The organism is Polynucleobacter sp. MWH-HuK1, assembly GCF_018881815.1.
Classification (GTDB): Bacteria; Pseudomonadota; Gammaproteobacteria; order Burkholderiales; family Burkholderiaceae; genus Polynucleobacter.
The window spans coordinates 1,872,738-1,888,807 of sequence record NZ_JACVPP010000001.1 but is presented as its reverse complement, the minus strand read 5'-3'; the positions used below and the strand labels follow the sequence as shown (position 1 = coordinate 1,888,807).

15 protein-coding genes are annotated in these 16,070 nt (G+C 45.7%); 13 read left to right on the top strand and 2 right to left on the bottom strand.

The genetic code is table 11. The features are described from left to right. Window positions 1–34 precede the first annotated feature (34 nt). On the bottom strand, window positions 35–1,531 hold the full coding sequence (locus ICE93_RS09725; protein ID WP_216187712.1) for a glycosyltransferase family 39 protein: 1,497 nt from the start codon (window positions 1,529–1,531) through the stop codon (window positions 35–37). A gap of 47 nt (window positions 1,532–1,578) precedes the next feature. Here ICE93_RS09725 and ICE93_RS09720 point away from each other — a divergent pair, with 47 nt between their 5' ends. Continuing rightward, window positions 1,579–2,376: a DUF3047 domain-containing protein gene (locus tag ICE93_RS09720; protein WP_216187710.1), complete on the top strand. Its 798-nt coding sequence runs from the start codon at window positions 1,579–1,581 to the stop codon at window positions 2,374–2,376. A 25-nt stretch (window positions 2,377–2,401) separates the two neighbouring features. Here the strand turns inward: ICE93_RS09720 and ICE93_RS09715 are convergent, their stop codons facing one another. After that, window positions 2,402–4,669 carry a cation-translocating P-type ATPase gene (locus tag ICE93_RS09715; protein WP_216187709.1) on the bottom strand — a complete coding sequence of 756 codons (2,268 nt, stop codon included), beginning with the start codon at window positions 4,667–4,669 and terminating at the stop codon, window positions 2,402–2,404. 51 nt (window positions 4,670–4,720) lie between these two features. Between ICE93_RS09715 and ICE93_RS09710 the strand changes: the two genes are divergently transcribed. From ICE93_RS09710 to ICE93_RS09655, 12 genes are all read left to right on the top strand, one after another. Further along, window positions 4,721–4,915: a heavy-metal-associated domain-containing protein gene (locus ICE93_RS09710; protein ID WP_216187705.1), complete on the top strand. Its 195-nt coding sequence runs from the start codon at window positions 4,721–4,723 to the stop codon at window positions 4,913–4,915. Window positions 4,916–4,981: 66 nt separating this feature from the next. Beyond that, window positions 4,982–5,629, top strand: a complete 648-nt coding sequence (locus tag ICE93_RS09705) for a DUF47 domain-containing protein (RefSeq protein WP_068321769.1) — start codon at window positions 4,982–4,984, stop codon at window positions 5,627–5,629. 80 nt (window positions 5,630–5,709) lie between these two features. Then, window positions 5,710–6,651, top strand: a complete 942-nt coding sequence (locus ICE93_RS09700) for an anion permease (protein ID WP_370624630.1) — start codon at window positions 5,710–5,712, stop codon at window positions 6,649–6,651. A gap of 129 nt (window positions 6,652–6,780) precedes the next feature. Next, the gene (gene apbC, locus ICE93_RS09695) at window positions 6,781–7,869 is read left to right on the top strand and encodes an iron-sulfur cluster carrier protein ApbC (RefSeq protein ID WP_216187701.1); all 1,089 of its coding nucleotides are present in this window, start codon (window positions 6,781–6,783) and stop codon (window positions 7,867–7,869) included. A gap of 32 nt (window positions 7,870–7,901) precedes the next feature. Beyond that, on the top strand, window positions 7,902–8,417 hold the full coding sequence (locus ICE93_RS09690; RefSeq protein ID WP_370624610.1) for a DUF3305 domain-containing protein: 516 nt from the start codon (window positions 7,902–7,904) through the stop codon (window positions 8,415–8,417). After that, window positions 8,414–8,995: a DUF3306 domain-containing protein gene (locus ICE93_RS09685; RefSeq protein WP_216187697.1), complete on the top strand. Its 582-nt coding sequence runs from the start codon at window positions 8,414–8,416 to the stop codon at window positions 8,993–8,995. The genes ICE93_RS09690 and ICE93_RS09685 overlap by 4 nt, the downstream gene beginning before the upstream one ends. An 11-nt stretch (window positions 8,996–9,006) precedes the next feature. After that, a complete protein-coding gene (locus ICE93_RS09680; protein WP_216187695.1) occupies window positions 9,007–11,100 on the top strand; it encodes a 4Fe-4S binding protein in 2,094 nt (697 codons plus the stop codon). Next, complete coding sequence (locus ICE93_RS09675) at window positions 11,093–11,743, top strand: molecular chaperone (protein ID WP_216187693.1); 651 nt, start codon at window positions 11,093–11,095, stop codon at window positions 11,741–11,743. Before ICE93_RS09680 ends, ICE93_RS09675 begins: the two co-directional genes overlap by 8 nt. A gap of 115 nt (window positions 11,744–11,858) precedes the next feature. Next, a complete protein-coding gene (locus ICE93_RS09670; RefSeq protein WP_216187691.1) occupies window positions 11,859–12,080 on the top strand; it encodes a hypothetical protein in 222 nt (73 codons plus the stop codon). 66 nt (window positions 12,081–12,146) lie between these two features. Beyond that, window positions 12,147–15,125 (top strand): formate dehydrogenase subunit alpha, encoded by a 2,979-nt coding sequence (locus tag ICE93_RS09665; RefSeq protein ID WP_216187689.1) that lies wholly within the window; start codon window positions 12,147–12,149, stop codon window positions 15,123–15,125. A gap of 26 nt (window positions 15,126–15,151) precedes the next feature. Beyond that, window positions 15,152–15,808, top strand: a complete 657-nt coding sequence (gene fdh3B / locus ICE93_RS09660) for a formate dehydrogenase FDH3 subunit beta (protein ID WP_216187687.1) — start codon at window positions 15,152–15,154, stop codon at window positions 15,806–15,808. After that, entirely contained in the window at window positions 15,808–16,044 is a 237-nt protein-coding gene (locus tag ICE93_RS09655; RefSeq protein WP_215348833.1) for a hypothetical protein, read from the top strand. The genes fdh3B and ICE93_RS09655 overlap by 1 nt, the downstream gene beginning before the upstream one ends. Window positions 16,045–16,070 lie beyond the last annotated feature (26 nt).

The window sequence follows — 16,070 nt, the reverse complement described above, 5'->3', positions numbered from 1 at the left end:
GCCTTGGGCGCCTAAGGTCTTGAATTTGAGGGAATTACTCTGAAGAACCTGATCCCCGCCATTTGCTACAAAGGCTAAAGTCAAATTTGGACAAAATTCGACCAAATCGCTCAATTTCAAGGCTATCAAGGGGCTGGCATGCCTCAAAGGCAGACTTATTGCCTACTGGCAGAGGGTAGGCCATTCCAGACCAGCTGATAAGAAGGATATTTGCCCCAATCGGAATCTCGCCAAACCATAGGTCAAATTGATCTTGTCTCTGATCTAAGACAAATACCGGGGTGGGTGACGCATACCAAGCAGCGCGACTGCCTAAGGTCCAGTTTTGAACGGCGATGCCATTTGCTTTGGTGGCTTTGGTCAGCTCAGCTGCTTTCTGGCCAGCAATTTTCCATCCGTACAAATCTGCAATGGGGTTGGATTTGATTGCGCCTGAGCTAATTCCTCCAGATAAGACATAAGTAAAGCCGATACAACAGATTGCAATTTGGATGAAAAACAAAATACGAATCCAATGACGATGTTGCATTACCCATGCTTTTGCTAAACCAATTCCGGCAAAAGGAGCGAGGCAGAACCATGCAGGGGAGGTCCAGTGAGGAAGGCCGCCCCCACCCGCTAAGCTAGTAAAAATTACAAAAGGAATAAAAAAGAATCCTAAAAGTGCAACTAGAGAAAGCTTCGCCCCATGCATGCAATCTTTAATAAAGATCACGCAACCCAAGATAAATAGTGGACCAAAGACGAGAATTTGAATTCCAATATACGCAGCTAGTCGACGCCAAAGCCATTCACCGCCACCGCCATGAGCTAGTTGGTATTTAAATGAAATCCAGTCATTCACCCAATTCCAATAAAGCACGGGCGAGATGAGCAAGAGGGCTGTCAATGCTGCTAGCCAGAAACCTACTTTGGTGAACCAAGATTTTCTGGGTGAGCTGAGGAATACTAATAACAATGCAAACGCTGTAAAAGCGGCAGTGTATTTGCTAAGGCCTGCGAGGCCCAGCAAGATGCCAGTCACAATCCAATCACCAATGCTGAATTGATCTTTTCTTAGCCAACGAAGCGCCATTAGCATCAGACCAAGGCTTAAGGGTGCCAGTAGAGTATCGGGCAATAAACCAATTGCTAGTACATGAAGCATCGGTGCGGCAGTGATAATTAACACTGCCAATAGACCGCATAAATTTGCTGATGGAAGTGTACTGGTGAGGTAGCCGGCATTACGTCCTTGAATCAGGCGATGAAGCTCAATCGTGACTTGATAAACCAAATAACAAGAAATAATCCATAACAATTCTGGGATAAGGCGAATCAAACCCTCTGAGGAGGTTAGGGCAACCAGGGGCCACTGAATCCAGCCTACTAAAGGTGGGTGATCAAAATAGCTCCAAGCTAAGTGTTGGGCATACAAAGCGTAGTGGGCCTCATCCACTGAGAACTCAATAGAAAAACCCAGGGCCAAATGCACTACCGCGGCAATAAAGACGCAGATTCCGGCCCAGCTTGAGGGTGATTGATGGCGCATGAAATGATTTTAGACTCACATCGAGCAATCTTTGGGACAATTAAGGCATGTGGAAGCGAGCCCCTTTATTTTTCATTCTCAGTGCGATCCTAATTCTTGTCGGCTGTGCTGGCTTAAGTGGCGATTCTGTCCAAAACGAAGCCGGCCAACCATTTAATGCGGATCAGCTGCCGGACCAAGAGGAGCTGCCTAAATTCTCTGCCGAGACAGCCCGAAACGGTATGCCAAACGGATGGAATTTTTATCGCATAGCGCCCTTTAAAAAGAATACGGTGTATCGCCTTGAGAGCTATCAAGGGAAAACAGTACTGAGTGCAAATTCAAAAACCTCTGCATCTGGATTGGCGGTGAAGTTGCGTCCACGTCAGGCATCAAATCTACTACTGCAATGGGAATGGAAAGCGCTGAATCCAATCGTTAATGCTGACAATGCCGATGGGTATGCTGACGATGCACCCCTGCGCATTCTGGTTGCATTTGATGGCAATAAATCCAAGCTACCCTTAAAAGAAAAAATGACTTTTGAGATGGCTAATCTCATCAGTGGTCAAGAGATGCCGTATGCCACGCTGATGTATATCTGGTCCGGAAAATCACCTGTCGACACCATCATTACAAATGCACATACTTCGCGTATCAGAATGATTGTGGTTGATTCTGGCTGGGATAACTTAGGGCAGTGGCATAAACACCAGCGTGATTTGGCGGCTGACTACAAGCGTGCATATGGCGAAGCGCCCGGTGAAGTTATTGGTATTGCTTTGCTGACCGATACCGATAACACTAAGTCAGAGACACGCGCGTTCTATGGCGATATTGAATTGATACGCAAGAATGCAAAATAAGTACAACTTACTAAAAGATGTTTTATTAGCGAGTAGGGCGCCAGCGCTTGAGTAAAAGCGCATTGCTTAGAACGCAAAAGCTTGATAGCGCCATGGCACTTCCGGCCAGCATCGGCGAGAGGTAGCCCAGAGCAGCCAGAGGGATGCCAGTAGCGTTAAAGATAAAAGCCCAGAATAAATTTTGCTGAATTTTTTGCCAGGTTCGCTTGGAGATATCAATCGCATTTGCAACTAATGTAGGGTCACCTCGCATTAAGGTGATACCGGCAGCCTGCATTGCAACATCAGTCCCAGTAGACATAGCCATACCAACATCTGCGGTAGCTAAGGCAGGCGCGTCGTTCACACCATCGCCTACCATGGCAACAAATTGGCGATGACCATCTTTAGATTGAAGCTTGCGAATAATCTCTGCTTTATCACTTGGCATAATTTGCGCAAATGCTTCTTCAATTCCAATGTTTCTTGCAACACGGTTCGCTGCAGCAACATTGTCACCAGATAGCATTACAGCCCGAATATTAAGATGGCGCAATGAGGTAATTGCTTCTTGAGCATTCTCTTTAAGTTCATCCCCGAATGAGAATATGGCAATTGGCGAAATGGGTACTTCATTATTCATCAAGATTGAAACAGTTTGACCAGCCTCAAAACAAGCCTGAGTTTTACTTAGTATTTCGGCATAGTGGCAGTTGCTCTCTAGGGATGCAATGCTTTGTAGGGTAAGGCTCTGCCCAGCAAGAGGGCCAGCATTAGGTTTGCCGCTAATGCCAATACCAGGCAATGCTTTGCTATCGGTTGGTGTTATTGGGGTCAAATCATTTTGTTTGGCGGCATCAAGGAGTGCTTTTGCAAGAGGGTGCTCACTACCAAGTTGAAGGCCTGCAGCTGTTACCAGGATGTCACTCTCAGAAAATGTTCCGCTAAAAGAAATTACTTTCAGTAGTCTTGGTTTGCCAATGGTGAGCGTCCCTGTTTTATCAAACGCAACAACATTTAAGCGATGCGCCAACTCTAAAACTTGTGGGTCCTTAATTAAAATCCCAAAACGCGCCGCCACCCCAGTACCCGCCATGATGGCTGCTGGTGTTGCAAGTCCTAGTGCGCATGGACAGGCGATCACGAGCACTGATACGGCTCTCAATATGGCAATAGATGCAGAGTCCAGATAAAACCAGTTTGCCAATCCTGTAATGATTGCAATTACGATCACGCTAGGAACAAAAATAGCGCTCACCTGATCTACCAGTTTTTGTATTGGCGCCTTTTGAGTTTGTGCATCTTCAACTAGGGAGATGATTTTAGAAAGCACGCTCTCAACGCCCACTGCTTGAGCCTCAATGACTAAGACGCCTTCGCCATTGAGTGAGCCGCCGATAACTTTTTCTCCGATACGTTTTTTGACTGGATCACTTTCTCCTGTGAGCAGTGATTCATCAATGTGGCTATTGCCAAGTAGGATGATGCCGTCCACTGGTATTCGCTCGCCGGGCAGAACCAAGATACGGTCTTTCGGAAACACCTGATCTAAAGGTAGATCATGAAATTGATCTAATGCGGAACTCTCGGTGATGGCAATATCTCGTTCAATCACTTTGGCGTGCTCTGGCCACAACTTTTGTAATGCACGAATTGCTTCGCTAGTTTGTTGCTTAGCTCTGGCCTCTAACCATTTACCTAGTAAAACCATGCAGATAATGACTGCGGATCCTTCAAAGTACAGCTCATGATTTGCGTGAGGCGATGTAATCATTTGATAAATACTGAGACCATACGCTGCGCTAGTTCCCAGTGCCACCAATAAATCCATATTGCCCACACCGGACATGAGAGATTTGAAGCCTGCTTTATAAAAACGCCATCCCAAAAAGAATTGCACTGGAGTGGCAAGTAGAAGTTGCCACTTTGGCGAAAGTGCCCAATGTATGCCAAAAGGCATGAGGAACATCGGGAGAAAAAGTGGGGCGGAGAGGGCGAATCCTAGTAGCACACGCCCCAAACCATCTGTCCCCCAGAATAATTTAGAGGCTGCTATTTCTGAAATTTGATGGGGGCTACTGATTTTCGCTTCGTAACCTGTTTTTTGGACTATGGCGATAAGGTCATCCGCATTGAGCCCGGAATCTGTTTTTAAGCGGATTTTGGCCTGTTCCGTTGCCAAATTCACACTGGCAGCCTCTACGCCGGGTATTTTGTCCAAAGCCTTCTCAACCCTGCCTACACAGGAGGCGCAGGTCATCCCGCCGATATCCAGAGTAAATAGCTCTGATTTAGTGTCTATTTGGGGTTTCATATAGAAGATAATCTACTGCATGCAAGCCGCATTTACATCAAAAAGGCCTATATGTTGACTTTAAAAGTATCTGGGATGACCTGTGGAGGCTGTATTAATGCGGTCACGAGAGCAATTCAGGCTCAGGACCCTGAAGCTAAAGTTCAGGCTGACTTGGTAAGCCAGATTGTCAGCCTGGAAACTACATTATCTGAAGCGCAGGCTAGCCAGCTTATAACAGATGCTGGCTTTCCAGTTACTAAATAGCAATTGTTTAGAATGTCGTCAAACCTAACAAAACCCGTAGTTTTTGTTCCTAAAGGATCGTGATTTATGTTCTTCAGTAAGCTAATGCCTCACGATGGTAATTTCTTCGAGCTTTTCAATGAACACGCTAACAATATTGTTTCTGCCTCCGAATCTTTCTTAAAGTTTGTCGAGCACTATAACGATGAAGCCTTGCGCGCCAAGTACACACAAGATGTTGATAAAGCAGAGCATGCTTGCGACGACGTAGTAAAAGAGGTACATCGTCGTTTACACAAAACGTTTATCACACCAATCGATCGAGATCAAATTTTCTCGCTCATCAATACGATGGATGACGTAGCCGATTTATTGCAAAACGGTACCGAGGCAATGCATTTATATGACGTAAAGCAAATGACACCAGAAATGGTGCAAATGGCAGAGCTTTGCAATCAATGCTGTATCAGCATGAAGAATGCAGTTGCAACGTTAAAAGATATCTCCGATCCAGAAGTTGCTAAAGCCGCCCTGAAGACTTGCGACGAGATAGATCACTTGGAGTCAGGTGCTGACCGCCTTTTATCTACTGCGATTACCCGCTTATTCCGCGAAGATATCGAAGTGCGTGAACTCATTAAGTGCCAGCGTATTTATGAGTTGCTTGAGGAGGTTACAGACAAATGTGAAGACGTTGCCAATTTAGTTGAAGGCATCGTTCTTGAAAACTCTTAAGGCGAATTAAGTTGCCAGCGATAGAAGTGGCTTTTTGGGTTGTAGCGCTATTGGTAGCATTAGCGCTTGCATTCGATTTCATGAATGGTTTTCATGATGCCGCCAACTCAATTGCCACTGTAGTTTCCACTGGAGTTTTGAAGCCGCAGCAAGCAGTAGTATTTGCAGCCTTCTTTAACTTTCTAGCGATCTTCATTTTTCATTTAAGTGTTGCTGCCACGGTAGGCAAGGGAATTGTGCATCCTGCTGCAGTTGATTTACACGTCATCTTTGGTGCTTTAGTGGGAGCAATTGTATGGAATGTGATTACTTGGTACTACGGTATTCCATCAAGCTCTTCTCACGCTCTGATTGGCGGCTTAGTTGGAGCGGCATTACCAAAAGCGGGTACAGATGGCTTGGTTTGGTCAGGAATCATTAAAACCGTTTCCTTTATCTTTATTTCACCGTTTGTTGGCTTCTTGCTTGGCTCTTTAATGATGTTGATCGTTGCGTGGATTTGCCGAAATGCAAACTTAGCTAAAACAGATCGCTGGTTCCGCCGCCTACAATTAGTTTCTGCAAGCGCTTACAGCTTGGGTCACGGTGGTAATGACGCTCAAAAGACTATCGGCATTATTTGGCTTTTGCTCATTATTACTGGCTATGCTGAAGCTAGCGCAAAGATGCCGCCTACATGGACAATTATTTCTTGTTATGTCGCTATTGCTGCGGGCACGATGTTTGGTGGCTGGCGAATTGTAAAAACCATGGGGCAGAAGCTCACCAAGTTAAAGCCTGTAGGTGGTTTCTGTGCTGAAACTGGTGGCGCAATTACTTTATTCGCAGCAACAGCTATTGGTATTCCCGTTTCCACTACCCATACGATTACCGGGGCTATTGTGGGTGTGGGCTCAACTCAAAGAGCTAGTGCAGTTCGCTGGGGGGTTGCGGGAAACATCATTTGGGCGTGGATCTTCACCATACCAGCAACTGCGCTCATGTCTATGGCGGTCTATTATCTGAGTCTGCTCATTTTCTAAAGCGCTCTATTCCAGCTTGCCGGGGGTTCTCTCAGCAAATATTTGTGGCTACGAGTAAGCTAGCGCTAATTAAGAAAAATACTAAAACCTAGAATCCCACTCTAGGTATATTCATATTAGGAGAAGGTTGTGTCGGTTACACCAGAGTTGGTCCAAGCAGCACTTAAAGGCTTAGTTGATCCTAATACTAAGATTGACTTCGTTACTGCAAAAAACGTTAAAAATCTCCGCGTAGATGATGGCGACATTTCTTTAGACATCGTACTAGGCTATCCAGCAAAGAGTCAGTTTGATTCGATTCGCAAATCGGTGATTAATGCTTTGCGCGAATTGTCTGGCGTTAAAAATGTCAGCGTCAATATTTCTAGTCAAATTGTTGCGCATGCAGTGCAGCGTGGCGTAAAGCTATTGCCTGGTGTAAAAAATATTATTGCGGTTGCTAGTGGCAAGGGTGGAGTTGGTAAATCGACAACAGCAGTGAACTTGGCTTTAGCGCTAGCGGCCGAGGGTGCACAGGTTGGCATTTTGGATGCAGACATTTATGGTCCAAGTCAGCCAATGATGTTGGGTATTACTGGTAGACCAGACTCTCTTGAAGAGAACACGATTGAGCCAATGGAGGCTTATGGCTTGCAGGCAAGTTCAATTGGCTTTTTGATTGATGATGATGCGCCAATGGTCTGGCGTGGCCCAATGGTGACCTCTGCTCTCGAGCAGTTGCTTCGTCAAACCCGTTGGCGTGATTTGGACTATTTAATTGTGGATATGCCCCCAGGTACTGGTGATATTCAATTAACCCTGGCGCAAAAAGTTCCCGTTACTGGCTCAGTGATTGTTACTACACCGCAAGACATTGCCTTGTTAGATGCTCGCAAAGGTCTGAAGATGTTTGAAAAGGTGGGCGTTCCCATCATCGGCATTATTGAAAATATGAGTACCTACGTGTGTACAAAATGCGGAAATGAGGAGCATGTATTCGGTGCAGGCGGTGGCCAAAAGATGTGCAAAGAGTATGGAGTGGATTTCTTGGGTGGCTTACCTTTGAACCTATCTATCCGAGAGCAGGCAGACGCAGGGCGTCCTACAGTGGTCGCAGACCCTGATGGTGCCATTAGTGCGATTTATAAAGGCATTGCTAGACAGGTTGCTATACGTGTTGCTACTCTATCCAAAGATATGAGCAGTAAATTTCCGAACATTGTTGTTCAAAACACCTAAGGCCCTGAACATTTATGCGCTTTGCTGTATTAATGCGTAAACAAAATATTGATAACCCATGGGTTTCTTACCGCTGGGCGCCTCAAGAAGTGGTGCCTGATTTGGGGCAATTTAATAGCAAACAAAGCAATGCTATTTCTGGTCAGTTTCTTGGGCGTGATCCCGAGGGAGAGTCTTGGTTGTTTACTGGTTACGAACTTGATCTTTTTCCTGATGAGGCTGAGGGTTACTACCTCAACGTTTCTGCCACAACCCCAAGCTGGTTTGTGATGTGGCGTCTCGAAGAAGATATTGAGCGATATGTTGACGAGCAATCCTTGGCTTTAGCCAAAGCGGAATCAACTTTTGCAGTGCCACATCGTATTTGCGTTAGCTATAACGAAGCGGCTCGCTTGCTTGATGGCGGTGAGTCAGTTGATACGGTTTCCATGAGTGAGCAGCATGCATCTTGGTTGCAAGAGTACGTCAATGAAAAGTATCGACCTGAACCCAAAAAACGTCACAAGCCTGCCTCATTTAAAGGTCCCGAGCGTCCTGCGGAGGAATGATGGCAGACGGATTTCTCGGGCGTTGGTCTAAACGCAAGGCAGGCATTGAGCCTGATTCTGTAGAGAAGAAGGTTGAAGCTCCTAAGGATTTATCTCCAGCTCCAGCTGTTGAGAAGATTGAAGATGAAGCTCCACCGTTGCCGACATTGGATGACGTTGCGAAGATCGATCGTTTTGACCCCGATTTTTCTGCTTTCATGAAGCCGGACGTAGACCCCGCTGTTCAACAAGCTGCCCTTAAGAAAATGTTTACAGACCCCCATTTCAACATCATGGATGGGTTGGACATTTATATTGACGATTACAGTAAACCAGACCCTCTGCCGCTAGGAATGCTTGAAAGAATGGTGCAGAGCGATATGTTGAAGCTCTTTAGCAAGTCTACTGATGGGCCTCTTAAAGAGGTGTCTACAGATTCCCTGAAAATTGAAGTTCAGTCCGCTAATCCTGAGTTGGAGGCGAATGCTTTAGATGTGCAACAGCAAACTGATTTAACATCCACACAACCAAAGCTCTCCGACCAGTTAGACGGAGTCCCGAAAGATCTGTCGACTGAGCCTGAACAGAAAAAAACTTAAGAAGATTGCGCATGAGTCAAAAATTAGTCTGTAACTGTAATGGCACCATGCCTTTGGATGAAAAAGCGCTTGGTGTGCCGATGCACTCTTCTTTATGTAGACAAGAGGTAGGCTCTTTTTTGAAAGCCTTGGATGGCTCTGATTCCTTAGTAGTGGCATGCACTCAAGAGGCTGCACTTTTTACTGAGTTAGCTGAGCAAGCAGAGAAGCCTCTGATAGCTCCACTGCGTTTTGTCAATATCCGTGAAGTTGCAGGTTGGACGCAAGAAGCGAAAACATCTGGGCCTAAGATTGCAGCACTGTTAGCTTTAGCTGATATGCCAGAGGCTGATCCGGTTCCAGTGGTGAATTACGAAAGCCAAGGAAGGTTGCTGATTGTTGGTGCTGGATCTCAAGCCATTCCTTGGGCTGAAAAATTGAGCCCATCCTTGGATGTCTCAGTTCTATGCACCGAGCCTGGTGATTTGCCACTCAATAGAAGTTACCCAATCTACACTGGTGTTGTTACTAAGTTGGACGGATATCTCGGCAACTTTTCAGTGGATTGGGATTTACAAAATCCGATTGACCCAGAGATGTGCACGCGCTGTGGTGCTTGTGTGGAAGTTTGCCCTGAAGGCGCTATTGATCTTTCCTTTCAGATTGATTTAAATAAATGTAAGTCTCATCGTGCTTGCGTTACTGCCTGCGCTGGAATTGGCGCCATCTCGTTTGATCGCAAAGATCGCGGGCGTAATTCTGAATTTGATTTGATTTTGGACTTACGCGTTGATCCTAAAATGCGCATGAGTCAAGCTCCGCAAGGCTACTTTGCTCCTGGAGTTGATCCCTTGGATCAGGCATTGGCCGTAAATCAATTGTCGGAGATGGTGGGCGAGTTTGAAAAGCCTAAGTACTTTACTTATAACGAAAAGATTTGCGCGCATGGTCGCAATGGCAAAGTAGGTTGCAGCGCTTGTATTGATGTTTGCTCAACTGGCGCTATTGGCTCCATCTTTAAAAATGGCCAGGGTTCTGTGGAAGTAAATCCAAATCTTTGTATGGGCTGTGGCGCTTGTGCCACCTCCTGTCCATCTGGCGCCATGAGCTACAACTATCCGAGCGTTGCTCACCAAGGTAAAGAGTTAAAAATAGTAGCGAATGTATTTACGGCTGAAGCTAAAAAAATTAACCAAGTAATGGCCCCTAGTTTGCTGTTGCATACCTTAAAAGCTGGCACGCAAATGATTGACGACTTGGGTAGGTCATCGCACATCATGCCAAAGCAGTTCGAAGGTCTTCCTGCATTTGTTATTCCTTATGGTATTGAGCACATAGCTTCGACTGGTTTAGATTTGTGGCTAGGCGCTTTGAGCTATGGATTTGCTGAAGTTATCTTGTTGCTAAGTGGAGATGAAGATCCTGCATACCGTGCCGCTCTCGAGGTGCAGGCAGATTTAGCGAATAGCATTCTCAAGGCATATGGCTTCGATGAACGTATTCATTTGATATTGGCTAACTCGATTGATGATTTATCAACGATATCGAAGGCAATGGGAGTATTACGTCAACGTGGCTCCTTAAGTGCAATTTGCACTCCCGCAAGCATTGGTTTATCCAATCAAAAGCGTGAAACATTAGAAGCTGTTTTGGAGCACTTACAAAAGCAAGCTAAAACACCTTTGCCTGATGGAGGCGCAGTACTTCCATCATCTTCATTGTTGGGCGGTCTTACAATTAATAAGGAGGCTTGCACATTGTGTATGTCTTGTGTGAGCAGCTGTCCTGAAGGCGCGCTTTTAGATAATCCTGATGAGCCCATACTCTCCTTTATTGAGAAGCAGTGCGTTCAATGTGGAATCTGTACACAAACCTGTCCAGAGCAAGCATTAATACTTGCCCCTCGCTTGCAGACTGTAGAACAACGTAAGCAAAGGGTGAAGCTAAATGAAACCGAACCTTTCCACTGCATTAGCTGTGGCAAAGTATTTGGAACACTCAAGATGGTTGATTTGATGCTTACTAAGTTGGGTGCGCACGGCGCTTTTGCTGGAGCAGCTATGGATCGATTAAAGATGTGCGGCGATTGTCGAGTAGTAGATATGGTGAAAAAAGAACATGAGTGAAACTGCTAAAGAAGTGGCAAAAGAAAATGTAACGGCTGAAGTGGGGGATGTTGGTTTACCTGAGGATTTGGCTAGAGCAGATTTATATGGCTTGATTGCTCGCTTTTTTCAGATGCCACCCGATCAAGAGTTATTAGATCAAATCGCCGCTACAGCAGATCAGCAAGATGCTGCTAACGATGCGCCTTTAGCCAAAGTGTGGATGGATGTGGTTGAGGTTGCTAAAAATAATTCTGCGAAGGCTTGGCACAATGAGTTTGATTTGAATTTCATTAGCGTTGGTAAGCCTAATGTTGTTCTGAATGGTTCTTTTTATATGGCGGGCCATCTCAATGAGAAGCCTTTGGTTAATATTCGTAAAGCCCTAGAGGGATTTGGGCTTGAGGCGGCGGAAGAGGTCACTGAAACTGAGGACCATATTTCTGCGCTTTGCGAAGTCATGCGATATCTGATCGCTGGGGATGATGTTGAAATCTCAAACCTTACAAATCAAAGGGTTTTTTTTAATGAGCATATCCGCCCCTGGTATGACGAATTGTGCGATGCAATAGAAGGTATTCCAGAGATGCATTTGTACCACCCAGTTGCCGCCCTCACCAGAGAATTCCTCGCGATCGAAGGTCAAGGCTTTGACATGATTTAATGCTGCATAGCAGCAGAGGGAATCCCCTAGTTTTTACTCTTGAAGTAAATATGTCAAAAATGCAATTACGGATTACACTTGTTTGAAATCAAGAATAATCAGATAGGAGCATGTCATGAGCACTAAATCTAAAGTTGCTTTAAGTGATGAAGCTAAGCCATCCCGCCGTAATTTTTTTATTGGCGCAGGCGCTGCAGTCGGCGCTGTTGCAGTAGCGAGTCAAACTCCGGTCGGTAAAGCGGTCATCCAAGAAATCAGTAGCACCAAAACGGTGAAGGATGCAGGTCAAACAATGACTGCACACATGCGCAAGTACTACGAAACCACTTTGATTTAATTAGTTTCACTAGTTATTGCTTTAGTAGTTAATTAATAAATACAAAAACTTTCTCAGGGACACCATATGAGTCTGACTCGTAAATCCAATACCCCACAAAGCAGTCGTTCGACATCACGACTCATTGGCAGTTTGTCACGGGGCCTAAAAGCCGCTGTGCCGACGATGGATCGCCGCACATTCTTAAAGCGCTCAGGCGTAGGAGTTGGTGCTGGTATCGCTGCAAGTCAATTGAGCTTTGTGCAAAAAGCATCAGCAGAGCAAAGCAAAGCAATGCTGGACGGCAAAGGCAAGATTGAGGTTAAGCGCTCCATTTGTACTCACTGTTCAGTAGGTTGCGCAGTCGATGCGACAGTTGAGAATGGTGTTTGGGTTCGTCAGGATCCAGTATTTGATTCGCCAATTAACTTAGGCGCCCATTGCGCAAAAGGCGCAGCATTACGAGAGCATGGTCATGGTGACTATCGCCTACGTTATCCAATGAAATTGGTTGACGGAAAGTATCAACGTATTTCTTGGGATCAAGCGCTTACAGAAATTACTGCACAGATGAAGAGTATTCGTGAGAAATATTCTCCGGATGCAATGTTCTTTATTGGTTCATCAAAGCACAACAACGAACAGGCCTACTTACTCCGTAAGTGGGTCTCTTTCTTTGGCACAAACAATACAGACCATCAGGCTCGTATTTGTCACTCCACAACGGTAGCGGGTGTTGCAAACACTTGGGGCTATGGTGCGATGACCAATAGCTACAACGACATGATGAACTCCAAGGCTGCTTTGTACATTGGTTCAAATGCTGCTGAGGCTCACCCAGTTTCTATGTTGAGCTTGTTGCATGCTAAAGAGAATGGCTGCAAAGTGATTGTGGTTGATCCGCGCTACACACGTACAGCGGCGAAGTCAGATCAGTACATCCGCATTCGTTCCGGTACAGATATTCCATTTTTGTTTGGTCTTCTCTATCACATCTTCAAAAACGGTTGGGAAGATAAGAAATACATCAATGACCGCGTTTACGGTATGGATGAGATTCGTAAAGAGGTTATGGAGAAGTGGACTCCTGCTGCGGTTGAAGAGGCTTGCGGCGTGCCAGAAGCGCAAATGTATAAAGCTGCGGAAACTATGGCTAAGAATCGTCCGAGTACGATTGTTTGGTGTATGGGTCAAACACAACACACCATTGGCAATTCCATGGTTCGCGCATCATGCATCTTGCAATTGGCATTAGGCAACGTTGGTAAGTCTGGTGGCGGTACAAATATTTTCCGCGGTCACGATAACGTACAAGGCGCAACTGACGTCGGCCCTAACCCAGACTCATTGCCTGGGTATTATGGCTTGGCTGCTGGTTCATGGAAACATTACGCAACAGTTTGGGGTGTTGACTACGAGTGGATTAAGGGTCGCTATGCACCTGACATGATGGAGAAGTCCGGCACTACCGTCTCTCGTTGGGTCGACGCTGTTCTTGAACAGAACGACATGATTGATCAACAGACTAGCGTCAAAGGTGTGTTCTTCTGGGGTCATGCTCCAAACTCACAGACTCGCGGCTTGGATATGAAGCGGGCGATGAATAAGTTGGACCTCTTGGTAGTGGTTGATCCATACCCAAGTGCTACTGCAGCGATGGCAGCAATGCCTGCGGCAGAGGGCGATGTAGTAAACAAGAACCGCAATGTTTACTTGTTGCCAGCAGCAACCCAGTTTGAAACATGCGGAACCGCGACAGCATCAAATCGTTCCTTACAGTGGCGCGAGAAAGTGATCGACCCATTGTTTGAATCCGTACCTGACCATGTGATCATGCAAGCGTTTGCTGACCGCCTTGGCTTCGGGGAAGAGTTGTCCAAGAACTACAAGATGCTCAACTCTAAATTTGCTGGTAAGCAATGGAAAGAGCCGCAAATCGAAGACATCTTGCGTGAAATTAATCGCTCCGTTTGGACTATTGGTTACACAGGTCAAACTCCTGAGCGTCTCAAAGCGCATATGAGAATGGTTGGTGTATTTGATCCGAAGACCTTGAAGTCTCGTGGTGGTATAGATCCAGTCACTGGATATAACACTGCTGGCGATTACTACGGTTTGCCTTGGCCTTGCTATGGCACTGCTGCAATCAAGCATCCAGGCTCTCCAAATCTCTATGACACCAGTAAGAGCGTCATGGAGGGTGGTGGTAACTTCCGCGCAAACTTCGGTGTTGAGCGCGATGGCGTGAGCTTGTTGGCTGGTGACGGTTCTTGTTCTAAGGGTTCTGCAATTACTACTGGCTACCCAGAGTTTGATCACGTGTTTGTGAAGAAGCTTGGTTGGTGGGATCAGTTAACTGAAGATGAGAAGAAACTTGCTGAAGGCAAGAACTGGAAGACTGACTTGTCTGGCGGAATCCAGCGCGTTGTGATGAAAAATGGTTGCCATCCATTTGGTAATGCAAAAGCACGCGCAGTTGTTTGGAACTTCCCAGATGCTATTCCAATTCACCGTGAAGCGCTCTACAGTACTAATGAGAAGATGATGCGTAAGTATCCAACTTCTGCCGATAAGAAGAATTTCTGGCGCTTGCCAACTCTCTATAAGACTGTTCAAGATCAAAATTTGAATCAAAAGTTATATGAGAAGTTCCCAATCATTCTGACCTCTGGTCGTTTAGTTGAGTATGAGGGTGGTGGTGATGAGACTCGTTCAAATCCATGGTTGGCTGAACTTCAACAAGAAAATTTTGTTGAAATTAATCCTAAAGCAGCAGCTGATCGCGGCATTAAAAACTGGGATTACGTTTGGGTGAAATCACCTACAGGCGCAAGAATCAAAGTTCGCGCATTGGTTACCGAGCGTGTTGACCAAGGTACAGCTTGGGTGCCGTTCCACTTTGCTGGCTGGTGGCAAGGTAATGATTTGCGTAAGTATTACCCAGAAGGCGCAGCTCCAGTGGTTCTTGGTGAGGCGGTCAATACTGCAACTACCTATGGTTATGACCAGGTAACAATGATGCAAGAGACCAAAACCACTATGTGCCAAATCGAAAAATTTGCCTAAGTAAAAAATAAAGTCAGGAGAACACAATGGCAAGAATGAAATTTATTTGCGACACAGAGCGATGCATTGAATGTAATGGTTGTGTCACGGCCTGTAAAAACGACAACGAAGTACCTTGGGGTGTTAATCGCCGCCGCGTTGTAACGGTGAATGACGGTATCATCGGTCAAGAAAAATCAGTATCAGTTGCATGTATGCATTGCAGTGATGCTCCTTGCATGGCAGTATGTCCAGTAGATTGCTTCTACCGCACTGATGAGGGTGTTGTATTGCACGATAAAGATATCTGTATCGGTTGCGGCTACTGCTCTTTTGCATGCCCATTTGGTGCTCCACAATTCTTAAGCAAGGGTGCATTCGGCACACGAAGCAAGATGGATAAGTGCACGTTCTGTAGCGGTGGTCCGGAAGAAAACGGCAGCGTTGCTGAGTTCGAAAAGTATGGGCGTAATCGCTTAGCTGAAGGAAAGTTGCCGCTATGTGCTGAGATGTGTTCTACCAAAGCTTTGATTGGTGGTGACAGCGATATTATTTCTAGCATCTTTAATAATCGTGTTGCCACTCGCGAAAAGAATGGCAAGTACCCAGGCTCCAAGGCATTTGGTTGGACTACTGCATACGGTGGCCCAGACACACCAGCGCCAACACCAACACCTGCTGCAAAAATTCCAGGAGCTAAATAATGAAAGTTAATTTCAAAACTCTCGGTTTATGTTTTGCAGCAGCAACGTTATTGGCTGCTTGCTCCGAGCCTCCAGAAATTGCCGCTAAAGCCGCTAAACGTCCGGACGTTGCCCCTTATATGGGTGCTAATAATGGCTTTATGACTAAGAATTGGACGCCCGGTAATCAGGCTAGTTGGACTGAGTCTGTTGACAAGCGTACTCAAGGTCAAAACGAATACAGTCGCGTTAAGTGATCAACTAAATAACAATAAATAAAACG

Coding starts and splice junctions, on each gene's coding strand:
- ICE93_RS09725 (WP_216187712.1), bottom strand. CDS start 1,531: ATGCGCCATCAATCACCCTCAAGCTGGGCCGGAATCTGCGTCTTTATT.
- ICE93_RS09720 (WP_216187710.1), top strand. CDS start 1,579: ATGTGGAAGCGAGCCCCTTTATTTTTCATTCTCAGTGCGATCCTAATT.
- ICE93_RS09715 (WP_216187709.1), bottom strand. CDS start 4,669: ATGAAACCCCAAATAGACACTAAATCAGAGCTATTTACTCTGGATATC.
- ICE93_RS09710 (WP_216187705.1), top strand. CDS start 4,721: ATGTTGACTTTAAAAGTATCTGGGATGACCTGTGGAGGCTGTATTAAT.
- ICE93_RS09705 (WP_068321769.1), top strand. CDS start 4,982: ATGTTCTTCAGTAAGCTAATGCCTCACGATGGTAATTTCTTCGAGCTT.
- ICE93_RS09700 (WP_370624630.1), top strand. CDS start 5,710: ATGAATGGTTTTCATGATGCCGCCAACTCAATTGCCACTGTAGTTTCC.
- ICE93_RS09690 (WP_370624610.1), top strand. CDS start 7,902: ATGCGTAAACAAAATATTGATAACCCATGGGTTTCTTACCGCTGGGCG.
- ICE93_RS09685 (WP_216187697.1), top strand. CDS start 8,414: ATGATGGCAGACGGATTTCTCGGGCGTTGGTCTAAACGCAAGGCAGGC.
- ICE93_RS09680 (WP_216187695.1), top strand. CDS start 9,007: ATGAGTCAAAAATTAGTCTGTAACTGTAATGGCACCATGCCTTTGGAT.
- ICE93_RS09675 (WP_216187693.1), top strand. CDS start 11,093: ATGAGTGAAACTGCTAAAGAAGTGGCAAAAGAAAATGTAACGGCTGAA.
- ICE93_RS09670 (WP_216187691.1), top strand. CDS start 11,859: ATGAGCACTAAATCTAAAGTTGCTTTAAGTGATGAAGCTAAGCCATCC.
- ICE93_RS09665 (WP_216187689.1), top strand. CDS start 12,147: ATGAGTCTGACTCGTAAATCCAATACCCCACAAAGCAGTCGTTCGACA.
- fdh3B (WP_216187687.1), top strand. CDS start 15,152: ATGGCAAGAATGAAATTTATTTGCGACACAGAGCGATGCATTGAATGT.
- ICE93_RS09655 (WP_215348833.1), top strand. CDS start 15,808: ATGAAAGTTAATTTCAAAACTCTCGGTTTATGTTTTGCAGCAGCAACG.